The organism is Roseibium sp. QJM3NY_11 (assembly GCF_056173175.1).
The window spans coordinates 592,216-606,991 of record NZ_CM149660.1; the positions used below are offsets into that span (position 1 = coordinate 592,216).

A 14,776-nucleotide genomic window follows, 5' to 3' on the forward strand; every position below is an offset into this window, starting at 1 on the left:
ATCTATTGAGCAATCACTCAAACGAACTTATCTGCTGATCGCAAGCCCGGCCTGCCGCCGGACAAATTCACGGGTTCCTCCCGCCCGAACACCCTCAAAGGATGAACAGAGATGACCGACTTCACGCTTTACGACGAGACCAACGCTCCGGAAGATTCGCAGCCGCTGCTGGCAAAATCCAAGGCCGCCTTCGGCATGGTGCCAGGGCTTCACGCCGTGATGGCCGAGGCGCCGGGCCTGCTGGAAGCCTATCAGCGCGTGCATGAGCTGTTCGCGAATTCCAGCTTCGACAAGGACGAACAGACAGTGGTCTGGCAGACCGTGAACGTGGAGAACGCATGCCATTACTGCGTTCCCGCGCATACGGGCATCGCCAAGAGCATGAACGTGGACGATGCCATCACCGATGCGCTGCGCAACGAAACGGCGCTGCCGACGCCGCGCCTGGAAGCGCTGCGTGATTTCACCCTGAAACTGGTGCGCCAACATGGCAACCTGTCCGACGCGGACGTGCAGGCGTTCCTCGATGCCGGGTACACCAGGCGCAACATCCTGGAAGTGGTTCTCGGCTACAGCCAGAAGGTCATGTCCAACTACACCAACCACATCGCCGACACGCCTGTGGATGCGCCTTTCCGGAAATTCGCCTGGGAACGCGCCGACAAGGCCGCCTGACGGCCAGATGTTCCGGGGCGGCGGGAAGCCGCCCCGAAGCCAGCTTCATTTGGTCATGGCAAGGACATGGTACATGTCCCTGTGCAGGAACCATTCGCCGTTGACATTCTTCCAGACATGCATGGACCGGCCGATGATGGTCTGCGCGTTGAAGGCGACCTGCGTCTCTCCAATCTCGATCGCCGTATCCGCGCTGGTCTGGTCGATTTCCAGAATGCGGTACTTGAGGTCCGTGACACCATTTGAAAACGCATTGGCATAGTGCGCCGCAATGGGCGGGCGCCCGAAGAGAGCCTTGCCCCGAGGTGGCAGAAGCGCGCCTTTTTCGGTGTAGAAACCTGATACGGCCTCGGCATCCCTGGCGTTATAGGCCTCAATGAAGGCCTTCATTCTTTTCTGGAGAGGGGTTTCCTGGGCCTGTACCGGGCCGGAAACCGCCAGGACAATCAGGGTAGTCAGGACAATCAGGGCAGTCAGAAAGAAACGGAACATCGGCACAACGCTCTCCAATTCACATGGCCTGTCCGGCAGGCAATTTCGTCAGGGCGGCAATTCGAAAAAGATTTTCGCAGACTAGCCCGTTTTTTCGGTGACATGCCAGCGATCAGGCCAGCGATCAGGCCTGCGCACCGAAGTGACCGGACCGCGAATTTCGACGGCTGGACCGATGGCGGACAAGATGGCCGGTTGTTGCTGCGGACACCTGGCGATACCGAAACGCGAATTTGTTGTTGAAAACTACAGGGGCGCCATACTTTTGCAGGAATCGGATAGCGGGACCCGTATTCGGACCCTAGTCTGCGATGCGCATGTATTAGGTGTGGCCTCGCGTTGCACTCGATAGCAAAAGCAAGGGCTTAGAAGCCGATATTCGAACGCAGACAGGACCCGATGCTCTCGTCCCAGACCCATTCTCCGCAGAATTCTCCCGCCACATTGCGGCATTGCCGCTCCGGGTTGCTGCTGGCAACGGCCCTGACAGGCAGTCTTGTTCTGGTGCCCGTTCTGGCGCCTGGCGCAATATCGCCTGCTCTGGCCACTGTCGATACCATCGACGGCTCGAGCGAGACGGTGATCGGCAGCGGAGCGGGCGCCCCGGGGACGCTGGGCAGCCCGTGGGACAATTCCGGGACGATCACCATAGGCGATACCGGCACGGGGTCGGTTGCGGTTTCTGCCGGCGGCAAGGTCACGAGTTCAGGCGGGACCATCGGCAGCCAGGCCGGTTCCGTGGGAACGGTCACGGTGGACGGGTCCGGATCGGACTGGACCAACGACGTCGGTCTTTCCATTGGCGGTTCCGGCACGGGCACACTGACGATTTCCGATGGCGGAAAGGCCACGGGCACGCTCCTGCAGATTGGCAACACCAGCGCTGCCAATGGTACGTTGACCGTGACCGGAGCGGGGTCGCAATTTGTCTCCACGACGGGTGTCAATGTCGGCAATGCCGGCACAGGCACGCTGACGGTTTCCGATGGCGGCAAGTTTGTCGGTGACGACGTGGATATCGGCTGGTCGACCGGTTCGACCGGCACCGTGACCGTCACGGGTCAGGGCTCCCTGATCCAGGCGGCCAACGGGGCCATTGTGGGCAGTGATGGAACCGGAACCCTGACGCTCGCCGACGGCGGCAAAATAACCGTCAACGCGGGCAGCGGCACGCTGAATATCGCAAAAAACACCGGGTCAACCGGCACGCTGAACATCGGCGCGGCCTCGGGCAGCACGGCGGCTGCGGCCGGAACGGTCAACGCCGACACCGTGGCCTTCGGCAGCGGCACCGGCAAGATCGTGTTCAATCACACTGGCACAGACTATGCCTTCGATGCCGACATCACCGGCAGCGGCACCCTTGTCAGCGAAGCCGGCACGACAAAGCTCGGCGGAGACCTGTCAGGCTTCACCGGGACAACGACGATCTCCGGCGGCACCCTTGCCTTCAACAGCACATTCACCACGGCGATCACGGTCGCCAGCGGCGGCACCATCGGCGGCACGGGCACGGTGAGCGGTTTCACGCTGTCCTCCGGCGCCACCGTCGCGCCCGGAAATTCCATCGGGACGCTCAATGTGGCGGGAGATGTGAACTTCGTCTCCGGGTCCACCTACGCGGTCGAAGTCGACAAGGACGGCAACTCCGACAAGCTGGCCGCGACAGGCACGGTGACCATCAACAGCGGCGCCAAAGTCACCGTGAGCGCCGAAAACGGCACGGACGACGGGTCGACCTACGACACCTCGACCACCTACACGATCCTCACCGCCGGCACGGCGGTGAACGGTACGTTCGGCTCCGTCAGCGAAGATTTCGCGTTTCTCGACGCCGCGCTCGGATACGGCGCGACCAACGTCACCCTGACGCTGACACGCAATACGTCGGACTTTACGTCCGCGGCGGTTACGGGAAACCAGACCGCCACCGCCTCGGCCGTCGAAAACCTCGGCAGCGGCAACGCGGTCTATGACGAGGTCGTGGCGCTCAGCGGCGCGGCTGCGCGGGCAGCCTTCGACACCCTGTCCGGCGAGGTCCATGCCTCCACCAACACGCTGCTGGTTCAGCAGAGCCGCTTTGGCCGCGATGCCGTCAACAACCGCATCCGCGGTGCTTTCGGCGGGCTGGCGGCAGGCGATGTGCCGATGATCGCGTTCAACGGGGCCGGCGAGGCGCCGGGCAATTCCGTGGGCGTCACAGCCTGGGGTCAGGCCTATGGCGGCTGGGGCGAGACCCGTGGCGGCGATGGCAAGGCGCAGATGGACCACACCAGTGGCGGGTTCTTCCTCGGTCTTGACGCGGACGTCTTCGACGGCTGGCGCGCGGGGATACTGGCCGGTTACGGCAAGACCAGCTTCGATGTCGATTCCCGGGCCTCGTCCGGGGATGCCGACAGCTATCATCTGGGCGCCTATGGCGGACGCCGGTTCGGCGCGCTCGGTCTGCATCTGGGGGCCGGCTATGCCTGGCACGATGTCTCGACAACGCGTAATGTCACCGTGGGCGGACTGAGCAACACCCTGAATGCCGATTACGCGGCGTCCACCGCGCAGGTGTTCGGCGAGGTCGGCTATATGCTCGACACGCCGTTCGCCCGGATCGAACCCTTCGCGGGGGCGGCCCTCATCCATCAGCACAGCGACGGCTTCACCGAAACAGGCGGCGCGGCGGCCCTCACCGTCGGCTCCACATCGCAGACCCTCGGTGTCACCACCCTGGGCGCGCGGCTGGAGCGGCAGATCGCGACCAACGGTGCCTTCAGCGCCACGGTGTCCGGCAGCGTCGGCTGGCGCCATGCCCTCGGCAATCTGGATGCAGTCTCGACGATGCGCTTTGCCGGCGGAAATGCATTCGATATTTCCGGCACGCCTCTGGACCGGGACACAGCCCTGATCGAGGCGGGTCTGAACTTCGGCCTTGGCGAAGGCGTGACCGTCAGTGCCGGCTACACCGGCGAACTCGGAGCGACCGCCAGTGACCACGGCTTCAACGCAAGGCTTTCCGCGCGGTTCTGACGCGGCATGCACTGGTGGAGCCGGCGCTGCTGCGCAGGTTCGATGATCTGTTTCGGGAATCTGGACTGAACGACCGGAACTGACCGGCCGGGCCTGAACTTTGGGCAGTGTCCTGACCGGATGGAAAGGGTCCTTGACATATCTGCCTTCCGGCGGCAGTGTAAAGCTTGCTTTACATACTTGCCGGAGGCCGCAATGACCCACCAACAGGCCACGCGCCGTTATTTCATGATTTTCGTTCCCGCCATGACCGGTTACATGGCCGCCACGATCGGGGTGGTCTGGGCACGGGATCATCTGGACCTGCCGGTGACTGTTCGTTACATGCTGGCCGCACTGCCGATCATCGCGATCCTGTGCACGATCTGGGCGCACTGGCGGTTCATCACCGAGATCGACGAGTTTCTGAGGGCAATCCAGATCAAGGCGATCCTGTTCGGCCTGGTCTGCCTGATGGTGATGGCGTCGGTCTGGGGAACGCTGGAGAACCTGGCCGGTGCGCCGTCCCTTGATGTCTTCTGGCTGGTGCCGACCTTCTGGGCGTGTTACGGCGCCGCGGCCCTGGTGATCACCAAACGGGATGGCGGCGCCTTTTGATGCGCAACAGGCTCAAGGTCCTGCGGGCGCAACGCAAATGGTCCCAATCGGTGCTGGGCGACAAGCTGAACGTGTCGCGCCAGACGATCAATGCCATTGAAGCCGGACGGTACGATCCGTCTCTGCCGCTGGCTTTCAGGATCGCCCATCTGTTCGAAATGGCGATCGAGGACATCTTCGAATGTGATGACGACCTCCCGCCCGGGCCCTGATCAAGGGCCGGGTGAAATGCCCTAGGTCCAGAACTTCGGCGTTTTCCTGGTGGCGTCCCAGTAGCCTTTGGCATGTTGCCACCTGGCCTGGCACTGGGCCTCGTGCCAGCCGATGACGAAGCCGATCGCCAGCCGCGCCGGTCCGGACTGGGGTCCGGTGGCGGTGTATTTTTCCGGCAGGGTCTCGGCCATTGCGACGTCGTTGAGATAGCCGAAAATGTCCTGCAGCTTCTTCATGCGCTTGAGGAACGGTTTTACGCCGTCAGCCGGATAGAGGCTGCCGAAGAATTCGATGCCGTAACGCATCTTCTTCATCGCCTTGCGCATTTCATGGCGTTCGGGGACGGGCAGGTCCTTGATGCGCTTGCCGTATTTCAGAACCTTTTTCCACTGTCTGGCGAGGGCATGGCCGGCATACTTCTCGATCGGTTGCGCCAGAAGCGCGGTCTGGCCGAGATTTTCCGGATCGAGCCAGCCCCGGCCCTCGGTGAACGCGGCCAGATCCAGCAGGAAGGCGTTGACCTCCGCCGATTTCAGATGATCGGTCAGCGTGCCACGGGTGTCCTTCCCGCGGGCTGCGTTCAGATCTGTCAGCAAGGCGTCGAAGGACAGGCTGTCCGGCGCCTTTTCGATCAGCGGAACGACGATTTCATCGATCAGCACATCCATATCCCGCAAGGCACCGGCCTCGGTGGCGATGATGCGGGCCATCGCGTCCAGTGGCTGGGTGGTCGCCGGATTGAGGACCGGCCGGAACAGCCGGAACGCACTGCGCAACCGGCGCAGGCCGACGCGCAACTGATGCGGTCCTTCCGGGTCTTCGGAGGCCAGAACCACCAGCCTGTTTTCGGATATCTGGGTCAGGCAGGAGCGCAGCACATCGCGGAAGGCGACCTCCGTCGAGGCGCCCTGCTTGAACGAGACGGCCTCGGCGAAACAGGGCGTGCGTTCTTCCGGGGTGCTGCCTTCTGCGAAGCGGTAACCGCGCTCCGCCTTGCTGAACGGCGAATACCGGAAGGGGACATCACCAAGCACCGCCCGGGCTGCCTCATAAAGAGCCAGGCTCGGGCCGGATTTCAGTTCCATTTCCAGCTCGGTGAGCGGCTGGGATCCCGCGCCCGCCAGGATGTTGCCGGTGTCGAAGGCGAGTTCGATGTGCGCGCCGTCGCTGTCGCGGGACAATTGCCGGGTCGTCCGTTTCATCACCGTCTCGAAACACTCGGCCAGGGGTGCCTCGCCGATGGTCTCGGTCAGCTTGTCACGCACCGACGGGTCCTCGATCACGGAGAAATCGAGCGCGCGGCCGGGCACCGGGTGTTCCGCCTCCACCGGTGTCGACAGGCCACCCATCACGCCGGTTCCCAGCTTGACGGTCTGCACCCAGCTGCGGCCGGCCTTGCGCACCCTCAGGGAGATCTTGGCCTTGCGCAGTGCCTGGTCAGGCGTGTCGAAATAGATGGACTGAAGGGTTTTGGTCACCGCCTTGCCGGCGGCGAACCCTTCAACAGTGCCGCCGCGCCTGATCGCGTCCTGGACTGTCGGTTCCAGTTCGAGCTTGAGCTCGATTTCACGTCCTGATTTGCTCATTCCGGATTGTTAGCCAACCCCGATCCGCTTGTCCAGAAAAAGCGCACAATTTGCGCTTTTGTTCGCTGTCTAAACAATCGCGACTGCGCCTGACCTGTTCGCACCTTCAAGGTTGTTCCGGATTTCCGTGCGGCGCAGGCCTGACTTGTCCGGTATCACGAAGCGGCGCTTTTCAGAAGGCGATGGCGCCCGCCAAAGCCGCTACTTCCGCAGCCGGGAGATCACGGTGCGGGTCTTGTCGGCGATGCGGGCGGCGAGGCGAAAATAGCGCGGCACCGGGTTGTGATTGAAGGCGATTTTCCGGATGTAGGCCGGTACGTGCCACTCGGCCACGGTGCCGGCGGGAAAGAACAGGTTGACGCCCGGTTCGCCGACATAGGTGTTGCCGTTGTGATCGGTGATCTCGACCCGGCCTTCCAGGAACATCACCGCCTCGTCCATGGCGTAATGCCAGCGGAACCGGCCGGCGGTGCACGACCAGTGGCAGACGTCTCCGCGGCGGTCGCTCAGTCCGGACAGCTGCCTGCACATGGCCTGAGGATTGCCTTCCAGGATCCATTCCGGCCGGATCGGCGCCGGCGCCAGGTCGCTCACGGGCATCCGGTCCAGGGTGAACACCTCGGCTCCGGTCCGCACGGTTGCCTCGGCATTCGACTGGAACCCCAGTTTCGAGGCCAGCCCCTCCGGCGCGATGCGCCCGGCAAGGTCCGATCCCGGAAAATTCGACTTTTTGACCTGTGGCATGTTTTCTCCCGTCCTCCAGTCGGGAAACATCCTTGCGGGCACGCGGTTGAAACAGTCTTAAGCGCGGGGGACGCGCGGGGCCAACCAGGGCCGAAGTCGGCCGATTGTTAAAGTTACGGTGAACCGGCGGTAAAAACGGATCGTAAAATTCGAGCTTTCACCCTTCCGCCGGTGGTCCGCGATCCGCTCCGGTTGGTTGCCCGCGCAGGGCCCGCGCAGCACCCGCGCGGACGCCCCCGGGCGCCCCGTCCGGGTCGCGCCCCGAACCGCTTGCATCCCGCCGGACGCCATGATAGGCACCCTCTCCGGGCCCCTCTGGCGGAATTGGTAGACGCGCGGGATTCAAAATCCCGTTTCTTCGGAAGTGCCGGTTCGATTCCGGCGGGGGGCACCATTTTACCTACGGACCCGGAAACATCACCTAAGACCCTGAAGAGCAAGGTGGTTTTCGGGGTTCTATACCCTTCGAATCGGCTATAGGCCAAATGCTCGGAAAACGCCATTCTGAGCACCAGTTTTTGCAAGGCAAGGTTTCTGGAATTCCATAATTTACAAGGGTTTGAGAGGAACTTAAGCGAAAGTTCTATCATCTGGCCCTGGGTCGCGTTTGGTTTGAGGCCATTTGCGATTTGGTCTTGGATAAGAAGCCGTTCCTTTTCCAGCTTTTCAATTTTTCGCTCATAGGCTTTTGACGTCAATTCGCTGGATGTATCGACAAGGCGATCCATCAACTCATCAATCTGTTTTTCAAGTGACGACGCTTGTTGTTTGAGTGATTTGCGGAGTGTTCCCAACTTCTCCATGCGCTGGTTCCATGCATGTTTGACCATCTCTGGAATGAGGCGCGTCAGGGATGCGTGCGGGCGCATGTTCCGGAGCAAAGCGACAAAGTCACCTTCCAGAGTGTCACGCTTGATAGACTTGCCGTAGCTCTCGCAGCCTTTGGTATGGCACAGGTAGTAGGCATGTCGTTTTCCAGTTCCGCTCTTTGACCAGCAGGAGCAGAGCCAGCTCTGTCGACTTAGCACACCACGAAGTCGTAGACGGTCTGCATCAGGCGACCAATATTCCGTCCAACACCGGAACACCGGTTGAGTATGCAGGTTCGACAACAGGTCCTGGCTACAATGAAAAGGGCTCACCCTTTCAGGTGACCTGGAGCGTTCGTCCCGAAGTCGCAAAGGTGTCCATCAGCTCGCTTGACACCTGGCTGCAGGGCAACAGCTTTGATGAAGATCACGCACATGGCGTTCGCAATCTCGTTGTGAACCCGGATTTGCTGTCTGCGTTCTAAACAAATGCGCTTCCGCCGATCCTGCGGAACTGTAAAATAAAATTAGGCCCCGCAGCTTGATGCAGCGGGGCCTTTCTTACGTCGACACGGACTGTATCAACGACTATCGCGTTGCGCTGTCCGTTCAAGCTGGCCGCAGGTGAAATGCGTGGATATGGCCTTCTTTAAAGAAGCAAATTGCGTTCTTGTAGGTCGTGTGGTGATGGTGATGATGACCATGGTGATGCACGGCCATCTGAACGACGACCCGGTCTTTATGATGCTCTTCGCGGTAATTTACGACATGATCAAATTTGGCATGGTGGTGGCCTCTATTGGCTAGGGCTCGTCGCGCTCGGTGGACACATCGACCGACCTCATTTTCCTCATGAGATACATGGGGGTGGGGCATATATTCAATATGGCCATTTTCATGTTGATCGCTGGCGATCGCAGCGCCCAGCACACCCAGTGCGACACCGGCGATGAGCGCCGCGTTGCGTCCATCCTCCGCCTCGGCGGTTGGGGTCATAGGGAAAGCCGCCAAGAGCGCGGCGCAGGAGCCCGCCAGCAGGATTTTCTTGAGCATGGAAATGTCCTCAAAAGTCTTTGGAGATACGAACGGTGCTTCGATGGATTAGGGACTGTGCGAGGAAGCTTATATCTATCTGCGAATACCAGAACGTTAAATTTTCGCCTGTAGGATCTAATCCCTATCAGGTCAAAAAGACAAACAATAGAAGCTTGGCTCAAGCTGGATTCAAACGAGAGTGAGGTTAAGCTAAAGCGTAAAATCGCTCTGACCTGCCACGGGATTTTTCCTCCACCGTTGATAAGAGTCCGATCCAACTTGAGGACGGACAATGAAACGAACGAGATTCACGGACGAGCAGATCATCGGCATTCTGGCGGAGCATGAGGCAGGTGGTCGCACAGCCGATGTATTTCCCGCAAACGTGTCCATTTCCCCGGATGACATTTCCCGGCTTTCCCGCTATGGGAACTGCCATGATCAGACGCCTTTATGACTGGACCCTGTCCCTTGCTGCCGGACCGCGCGCGCCTGCCGCGCTGGGGGCGGTGTCGTTTGTCGAGAGTTCGGTGTTTCCGCTGCCGCCGGACATCCTGCTGATCCCGATGGTGATCGCCCGGCGCGACAAGGCCTGGTGGTATGCGCTGCTGTGTACGGTGACCTCGGTCCTGGGCGGTATCCTGGGCTACCTGATCGGGATGTTCCTGTTCGAGCAGGTGGCCGTGCCGATCCTGACCTTCTACGGCAAGATGGGCTTCGTTGAGGAGTTCAAGGAGATCTATCACCAGTACGGCTGGTGGTTCGTCTTCATCGCGGGGCTGACGCCGTTTCCATACAAGGTGATCACGATTGCCTCCGGTGCGCTCGGACTGAGCCTGCCGGTGTTCATCGCGGCCAGCATCGTGTCGCGCGGGATCCGGTTTTTCGCGGTTTCCGGCCTGCTTTACCTGTTCGGCCCGCCCATCCGCGATTTCATCGAAAAGCGTCTCGGTCTCATGTTCACGCTGTTCGTGGTGTTGCTGGTCGGCGGCTTCGCCGCGCTGAAGTTCCTGTGATCGACGAGGGCATCATGAAATCTGAAACCATGGCACGTTATGCGACCGGGCTGCTGCTGCTTGGTGGACTGGCGGCGATCGCGACGGCCTGGGGCTTTCAGCTGATCGGCGGCTTCGTGCCGTGCAAGCTCTGCCTCGAACAGCGCATCCCCTATTACGCCGGCCTGCCGCTGGCCGCCTTGGCGCTTTTGCTGATGGTTCGGGGCCGGACCGGCCTGGCTGTGCTCGCGTTGCTGCTGGTCGCGGCGGTGTTCGCCTATGGGTCTGGTCTGGGCATCTATCAGGCGGGCGCCGAATGGGCGTTCTGGGACGGGCCGAATGACTGTGGCGGCGGCAGCGCGGCGCCCAGTTCGGCGGCCGACATGCTCAAGACCCTGCAGGCGACCCGCATCGTCAGTTGCACGGAGGCAAGCTGGCGGCTGATGGGTCTGTCGTTTGCCGGCTGGAACGCGGTTGCCTCCGCGGGCCTTGCCGTGCTCGCGCTCCTGGCGGCTTTGCTGTTGAAACGGAGCGGCAACAAGGCCAGTGTGAAGGCATGAGCACGCCTGAACATCCAAAGGACAAGCAGCGCCGGGACGCGCTCCACGCGCTCGACAGGGTCGAGGCCGAAAGCGAGACCATCGCCGGCTCGACCTTCGTGCGCATGGCCGACCGGGCCCGGAGCCATCTGAGCGCCGGGGACAAGGACGAGGACGACCGGATCGAAGTCCTGGGAACGCGCATCGGCCGGGGCCTCGGCGTGATATTCGCAATCGGACTGGTGATCTACCTTATCGTCACCTACCTGTAGGCGGCGATCCCTGGCGGGATCGGCCGGTCAGACAGGCAATTGAAGACACGTCAGGGGACCCCATATGGCATCCGTCCGGCCGGTCAGCCGAAGTGGTTGGACCGAACGCAAGGCACCCGAACTGGAAGATTTCGAGGCCATGGCCAGTGAAGTCCTGGCCGGGCTGCCGGACGATCTTTTGCTGCGCTGCGGTCACTTGCAGATCAGCCTGGCCGACTATGCGCCCGACGACGTTCTGGATGCGCTTGCCATCGACGACCCGCACGACCTTCTCGGCCTGTTCGAGGGCGAAGGCCTGAGCGAGGGCGAGGAGACCCGGATTTCAGGCCAGATGCCCAACCGGATCTGGCTGTTCCGCCGGCCGATCCTGGACTACTGGGCAGCCATGGACGAAACGCTGGGCGATGTGGTCGCCCATGTCCTGATTCACGAAATCGGCCATCATTTCGGCCTGTCGGACCAGGACATGGAACGCATCGAGGCCGCCACCGACAGGTGACGGCCTGCAGGGAGGGCGTGTCCCTCCCGCAACAGGGCGCGTGTCGATCTCAGGAGCGACTCTCGCAGAGGAGCTTTACTCCGCGGCTTCCGCTTGTGCGCGATCGATCGATTCGATGATCAGTTTCTTGGCGGTTTCCACGCCTTCGATCCCGGTGATCTTGACCCATTTGCCCGGTTCCAGATCCTTGTAATGCTCAAAGAAATGCTTCACCTGGGCCATGGTGATGTCCGGGAGGTCGCTGATGTCGTTGATGTCGTCGTAGCGCTTGGACAGCTTGTGGGACGGAACGGCGATGATCTTCTCGTCCTGGCCGGATTCGTCTTCCATCAGGAGCACGCCGATCGGGCGGCAGCTCATGATCGCGCCGGGGACGATCGGGCGCTGGTTGACCACGATAACGTCAATCGGGTCGCCGTCGCCGCACAGGGTGTGCGGAACGAAACCGTAGTTGCCCGGATAGCGCATCGGGGTGTAGAGGAAACGGTCGACATACATCGCACCGGCTTCCTTATCCATCTCGTATTTGATGGGTTCGCCGCCGACAGACACCTCGATGATGACGTTGATGTCTTCGGGCGGGTTCTTGCCAATCGGCACGGCGTCGATACGCATCGGGAAAACTCCTGTTGATCGCTGCTGCGTCTATCGCAATCCCGCCGGGGAAGTTCAAGCCTTTAATTTTGCATTGCACCTAATTGATTAACGTGGCTTGATCCGGTCGCTGAACCTGGTGTGGAGGTGCAATCATGACACGGCTGACATGTGGTCTGAAACGGGTTTTTCCGCCAGCAATGGTTCCCTTGATGCTGATGGTGTTCATTCTGGTGCTGGCGGGACCCCTGCCGCAAGCCCGCGCGGCAGGGGCGGACAGCGTCTACACCAAGATCCGGCTTGAGGCCTGCGCCCAGATCGAAACCGCTTCCGAGGAAGGCACCTTCGGCGGCGCCTGGGAGTGCCCCGGGTACCAGGGGCAGGCGGTTTACGTCGCCGAGGGCGACCTGCGCATGTTCGTCTCCTTCGGCCCGTTCGCCGCGGACGAACCGGCGGCCGGGCAGACATTGCCGAATTTCAACACCGTCAACGAGACCCTCGAGTGGCGCCTTGATGGCGGAACGCCGGTTGCCACGATCCTGCGCTGGTTCCCGAGCCTGGATGACGGCGCCAGCACCGGCAGCGTCCTGATCGTGACCCAGTTGAAACCCGGTGGCGGCACCTGCCAGATCGCGCGGGTCGATGCCCAGGCCAACAGCAATGCCAATGTCATGGCACGTCAGGCCGCCGATACGCTTGCAGGCACGTTCGACTGTGCCGAGCCGCCGCGGATCCTGGGACAACCCGGCATTCTCCAGTGGTGACACCAACCGCAATTGATAGGAACCTGTCTGATCAGGCGGACTTCGCCGGCCAGGTGTAGATCGACAGTTCCAGCCGGCGGCCGCCGGGCCGGTACCAGGACTTCGCCGACAGCCGGCCGCCGACGGCCTTGTAGAAGGCGCGGGCGGGCTGGTTGTCGCTGAGCACCTGGACGGCGAGGCCGGACATGTTTCTGGCGGCAAGGGAGGCCCGGACATGGTCGAACAGGGTGCGGCCGAAGCCCAGGCCCTGATATTCCGGTTTCAGGTACAGCTCGTAGATCTCGCCTTCCATGCCGGTGTCGGCGAGCCGGCAGGGGCCGCTGGTGGCATAGCCGGCGGGCACGTCGGCGATGGTGAGGATCCGGATGTCGACGCCGCGGGCGAGCGCGCCGTGCCACCAGTCCGTGCCCCGGCGCGACACCATTTTCTGCAGGTCGACGCCGTGCAGGACACCCCGATAGGCACCCAGCCAGGCTTCGCAGTGAATGCCGGCAAGGGCATCGCAATCCGCGGTCCGGGCCGCGCGGAGATCGATCAGGTCCGTGGTCATCGTCAAAAAAGGATACATCAAGAGCCCGAATGAAAAAGGGGCAATCTTGAGGCTGTCGCCGGAAAACGGCGCGCGGCCGGACGTGTCTCCGGAAATCTGACGAGAACGGGCGGGTCAGCCGTCCGCGCGCAGGCGCGCAAGGATCTCTTCGGCGACGTCCTGGCGAACCTTGCCGAGCGCCTTGAGTTCTTCCGCGACCCTGTCGATTTCCGGGCCGGCAGCGCCGACCATCATGGCCACGTTCTGGGCGTGCAGGGCCATGTGGCCCTTCTGGATGCCGGTGGTCGCCAGAGCGCGCATGGCGCCGAAATTCTGGGCGAGGCCGACCGAGACGATGATGCGGGCCAGTTCGTCGGCGGTGGTCACACCGAGAATCTTCAGGTTGGCCTGTGCCGTCGGATGGATTTTCGTGGCGCCGCCGATGAGGCCGACCGCCATCGGCATTTCCAGGATGCCGACGAGGTTGCCGTCGCCATCCTTCTCCCAGCGGGTCATGGAGCGGTAGCGGCCGTCCCGGGCGGTGAAGGCATGGGCTCCGGCCTCGATGGCCCGGGTGTCGTTGCCTGTCGCCAGCACGACGGCGCTGATGCCGTTCATGATGCCCTTGTTGTGGGTGGCCGCGCGGTAGGGATCGCTATCGGCGAAATGATACGCCGACAGCATGTCGTCGCGCACCCGGTCTCCGCCGATTTCGTCAACCGGCCAGACCGCGCGCACGCGGGCCAGGCGGCGGTCGGCCAGATTTGTCAGGATGCGCAGCAGGCTGCGCGCGCCGGTCCATTCCTCCAGTTTCGGTGCCAGTGCCTCGGCCATGCTGTTGACCGCATTGGCGCCCATGGCGTCCCGGGTGTCGACAATGATGTGCACCACGGTCATCGGCCCTTCCGGTGTGCCGATGACGCGGATGTCGAGATCGCGGAAGCCACCGCCGAATTTCACCAGAAGCGGATCGGTGGCATCGCAGATCATCCGGATTTCACCGATGCGCTCCAGCACCTTCATGCGGACGTTTTCCGGATCGTCGGCGCCCAGAAGCTGAATCTGCGCGGCCATCACCGGGCCGCTGGTCGAGGTGCGGAAGCCGCCGGTGGAGCGGCAGCGCTTGGCGGAATTGCAGACCGCCGCGATGACCGAGGATTCTTCGGTCGCCATCGGCACCAGAACGTCCCGTCCGTCCACGGTGATGTTGGTGGCGATGCCGACCGGGATGGCCATGCTGGTGATGGCGTTCTCGATCAGACGGTCGGCCAGGTCGATCTGGCCGGAGGCCGCATCGGCGAGGCCGGCGACGGCTTCATTGTCGAGTCCGGCCTGCCGGGCCACGGCCTGCAGCCGGGCCTCCGGAGACATTTTGTGAAAGCCTTCAATTCGGGACGAGGTGACGTTGCTCATCG

At 62.1% G+C, this 14,776-nt stretch carries 17 protein-coding genes and 1 tRNA gene; 11 read left to right on the forward strand and 7 right to left on the reverse strand.

Going from position 1 to position 14,776, the window contains the following annotated elements:
* Window positions 1–111 precede the first annotated feature (111 nt).
* Window positions 112–675 (forward strand): carboxymuconolactone decarboxylase family protein, encoded by a 564-nt coding sequence (locus AC0VX3_RS02710; RefSeq protein ID WP_475523424.1) that lies wholly within the window; start codon window positions 112–114, stop codon window positions 673–675.
* A gap of 45 nt (window positions 676–720) precedes the next feature.
* Here the strand turns inward: AC0VX3_RS02710 and AC0VX3_RS02715 are convergent, their stop codons facing one another.
* Window positions 721–1,167, reverse strand: a complete 447-nt coding sequence (locus AC0VX3_RS02715; protein ID WP_475523425.1) for a YybH family protein — start codon at window positions 1,165–1,167, stop codon at window positions 721–723.
* A 399-nt stretch (window positions 1,168–1,566) separates the two neighbouring features.
* Here AC0VX3_RS02715 and AC0VX3_RS02720 point away from each other — a divergent pair, with 399 nt between their 5' ends.
* The 3 genes from AC0VX3_RS02720 to AC0VX3_RS02730 all read left to right on the forward strand — a co-directional run bounded on the left by AC0VX3_RS02720 (window position 1,567) and on the right by AC0VX3_RS02730 (window position 4,994).
* Window positions 1,567–4,185, forward strand: coding sequence for an autotransporter outer membrane beta-barrel domain-containing protein (locus tag AC0VX3_RS02720; protein WP_475523426.1), 2,619 nt, complete (start codon window positions 1,567–1,569; stop codon window positions 4,183–4,185).
* Window positions 4,186–4,380: 195 nt separating this feature from the next.
* Entirely contained in the window at window positions 4,381–4,782 is a 402-nt protein-coding gene (locus tag AC0VX3_RS02725) for a hypothetical protein (RefSeq protein ID WP_475523427.1), read from the forward strand.
* Window positions 4,782–4,994, forward strand: coding sequence for a helix-turn-helix transcriptional regulator (locus AC0VX3_RS02730; protein ID WP_475523428.1), 213 nt, complete (start codon window positions 4,782–4,784; stop codon window positions 4,992–4,994). The genes AC0VX3_RS02725 and AC0VX3_RS02730 overlap by 1 nt, the downstream gene beginning before the upstream one ends.
* A gap of 21 nt (window positions 4,995–5,015) precedes the next feature.
* Here AC0VX3_RS02730 and AC0VX3_RS02735 read toward each other — a convergent pair whose 3' ends face one another.
* Together AC0VX3_RS02735 and AC0VX3_RS02740 are read right to left on the reverse strand one after the other, a co-directional pair.
* Window positions 5,016–6,581, reverse strand: a complete 1,566-nt coding sequence (locus AC0VX3_RS02735; protein ID WP_475523429.1) for a CYTH and CHAD domain-containing protein — start codon at window positions 6,579–6,581, stop codon at window positions 5,016–5,018.
* 201 nt (window positions 6,582–6,782) lie between these two features.
* The gene (locus tag AC0VX3_RS02740) at window positions 6,783–7,325 is read right to left on the reverse strand and encodes a cupin domain-containing protein (protein WP_475523430.1); all 543 of its coding nucleotides are present in this window, start codon (window positions 7,323–7,325) and stop codon (window positions 6,783–6,785) included.
* A 309-nt stretch (window positions 7,326–7,634) separates the two neighbouring features.
* Here AC0VX3_RS02740 and AC0VX3_RS02745 point away from each other — a divergent pair.
* Both AC0VX3_RS02745 and AC0VX3_RS02750 read left to right on the forward strand, forming a co-directional pair.
* Window positions 7,635–7,719: transfer RNA gene (locus AC0VX3_RS02745), tRNA-Leu, on the forward strand.
* 594 nt (window positions 7,720–8,313) lie between these two features.
* A complete protein-coding gene (locus AC0VX3_RS02750; RefSeq protein WP_475523431.1) occupies window positions 8,314–8,619 on the forward strand; it encodes a delta-class carbonic anhydrase in 306 nt (101 codons plus the stop codon).
* Between the two features lie 124 nt (window positions 8,620–8,743).
* On the opposite strand, the gene AC0VX3_RS02755 is transcribed toward AC0VX3_RS02750, so the two are convergent.
* Window positions 8,744–9,187, reverse strand: a complete 444-nt coding sequence (locus AC0VX3_RS02755) for a hypothetical protein (RefSeq protein WP_475523432.1) — start codon at window positions 9,185–9,187, stop codon at window positions 8,744–8,746.
* A 419-nt stretch (window positions 9,188–9,606) separates the two neighbouring features.
* Here AC0VX3_RS02755 and AC0VX3_RS02760 point away from each other — a divergent pair, with 419 nt between their 5' ends.
* From AC0VX3_RS02760 to AC0VX3_RS02775, 4 genes are all read left to right on the forward strand, one after another.
* Entirely contained in the window at window positions 9,607–10,185 is a 579-nt protein-coding gene (locus AC0VX3_RS02760) for a YqaA family protein (RefSeq protein WP_475523433.1), read from the forward strand.
* Window positions 10,186–10,199: 14 nt separating this feature from the next.
* A complete protein-coding gene (locus AC0VX3_RS02765) occupies window positions 10,200–10,724 on the forward strand; it encodes a disulfide bond formation protein B (RefSeq protein WP_475523434.1) in 525 nt (174 codons plus the stop codon).
* Window positions 10,721–10,975 carry a hypothetical protein gene (locus tag AC0VX3_RS02770; protein ID WP_475523435.1) on the forward strand — a complete coding sequence of 85 codons (255 nt, stop codon included), beginning with the start codon at window positions 10,721–10,723 and terminating at the stop codon, window positions 10,973–10,975. The genes AC0VX3_RS02765 and AC0VX3_RS02770 overlap by 4 nt, the downstream gene beginning before the upstream one ends.
* A 64-nt stretch (window positions 10,976–11,039) precedes the next feature.
* Window positions 11,040–11,474: a metallopeptidase family protein gene (locus AC0VX3_RS02775; RefSeq protein ID WP_475523436.1), complete on the forward strand. Its 435-nt coding sequence runs from the start codon at window positions 11,040–11,042 to the stop codon at window positions 11,472–11,474.
* Between the two features lie 75 nt (window positions 11,475–11,549).
* Here the strand turns inward: AC0VX3_RS02775 and ppa are convergent, their stop codons facing one another.
* Entirely contained in the window at window positions 11,550–12,089 is a 540-nt protein-coding gene (gene ppa / locus AC0VX3_RS02780; RefSeq protein WP_475523437.1) for an inorganic diphosphatase, read from the reverse strand.
* A 134-nt stretch (window positions 12,090–12,223) separates the two neighbouring features.
* Here ppa and AC0VX3_RS02785 point away from each other — a divergent pair, with 134 nt between their 5' ends.
* Window positions 12,224–12,832 (forward strand): hypothetical protein, encoded by a 609-nt coding sequence (locus tag AC0VX3_RS02785; protein WP_475523438.1) that lies wholly within the window; start codon window positions 12,224–12,226, stop codon window positions 12,830–12,832.
* A gap of 31 nt (window positions 12,833–12,863) precedes the next feature.
* Here the strand turns inward: AC0VX3_RS02785 and AC0VX3_RS02790 are convergent, their stop codons facing one another.
* Together AC0VX3_RS02790 and AC0VX3_RS02795 are read right to left on the reverse strand one after the other, a co-directional pair.
* Window positions 12,864–13,400: an N-acetyltransferase family protein gene (locus tag AC0VX3_RS02790; RefSeq protein WP_475523439.1), complete on the reverse strand. Its 537-nt coding sequence runs from the start codon at window positions 13,398–13,400 to the stop codon at window positions 12,864–12,866.
* Window positions 13,401–13,496: 96 nt separating this feature from the next.
* Window positions 13,497–14,774: a hydroxymethylglutaryl-CoA reductase, degradative gene (locus AC0VX3_RS02795; protein ID WP_475523440.1), complete on the reverse strand. Its 1,278-nt coding sequence runs from the start codon at window positions 14,772–14,774 to the stop codon at window positions 13,497–13,499.
* Window positions 14,775–14,776 lie beyond the last annotated feature (2 nt).

Bases quoted from the DNA above. Each gene is read 5' to 3' on its own strand.
- AC0VX3_RS02710 (WP_475523424.1), top strand. From the start codon at position 112: ATGACCGACTTCACGCTTTACGACGAGACCAACGCTCCGGAAGATTCG.
- AC0VX3_RS02715 (WP_475523425.1), bottom strand. From the start codon at position 1,167: ATGTTCCGTTTCTTTCTGACTGCCCTGATTGTCCTGACTACCCTGATT.
- AC0VX3_RS02720 (WP_475523426.1), top strand. From the start codon at position 1,567: ATGCTCTCGTCCCAGACCCATTCTCCGCAGAATTCTCCCGCCACATTG.
- AC0VX3_RS02725 (WP_475523427.1), top strand. From the start codon at position 4,381: ATGACCCACCAACAGGCCACGCGCCGTTATTTCATGATTTTCGTTCCC.
- AC0VX3_RS02730 (WP_475523428.1), top strand. From the start codon at position 4,782: ATGCGCAACAGGCTCAAGGTCCTGCGGGCGCAACGCAAATGGTCCCAA.
- AC0VX3_RS02735 (WP_475523429.1), bottom strand. From the start codon at position 6,581: ATGAGCAAATCAGGACGTGAAATCGAGCTCAAGCTCGAACTGGAACCG.
- AC0VX3_RS02740 (WP_475523430.1), bottom strand. From the start codon at position 7,325: ATGCCACAGGTCAAAAAGTCGAATTTTCCGGGATCGGACCTTGCCGGG.
- AC0VX3_RS02755 (WP_475523432.1), bottom strand. From the start codon at position 9,187: ATGCTCAAGAAAATCCTGCTGGCGGGCTCCTGCGCCGCGCTCTTGGCG.
- AC0VX3_RS02760 (WP_475523433.1), top strand. From the start codon at position 9,607: ATGATCAGACGCCTTTATGACTGGACCCTGTCCCTTGCTGCCGGACCG.
- AC0VX3_RS02765 (WP_475523434.1), top strand. From the start codon at position 10,200: ATGAAATCTGAAACCATGGCACGTTATGCGACCGGGCTGCTGCTGCTT.
- AC0VX3_RS02770 (WP_475523435.1), top strand. From the start codon at position 10,721: ATGAGCACGCCTGAACATCCAAAGGACAAGCAGCGCCGGGACGCGCTC.
- AC0VX3_RS02775 (WP_475523436.1), top strand. From the start codon at position 11,040: ATGGCATCCGTCCGGCCGGTCAGCCGAAGTGGTTGGACCGAACGCAAG.
- ppa (WP_475523437.1), bottom strand. From the start codon at position 12,089: ATGCGTATCGACGCCGTGCCGATTGGCAAGAACCCGCCCGAAGACATC.
- AC0VX3_RS02785 (WP_475523438.1), top strand. From the start codon at position 12,224: ATGACACGGCTGACATGTGGTCTGAAACGGGTTTTTCCGCCAGCAATG.
- AC0VX3_RS02790 (WP_475523439.1), bottom strand. From the start codon at position 13,400: ATGTATCCTTTTTTGACGATGACCACGGACCTGATCGATCTCCGCGCG.
- AC0VX3_RS02795 (WP_475523440.1), bottom strand. From the start codon at position 14,774: ATGAGCAACGTCACCTCGTCCCGAATTGAAGGCTTTCACAAAATGTCT.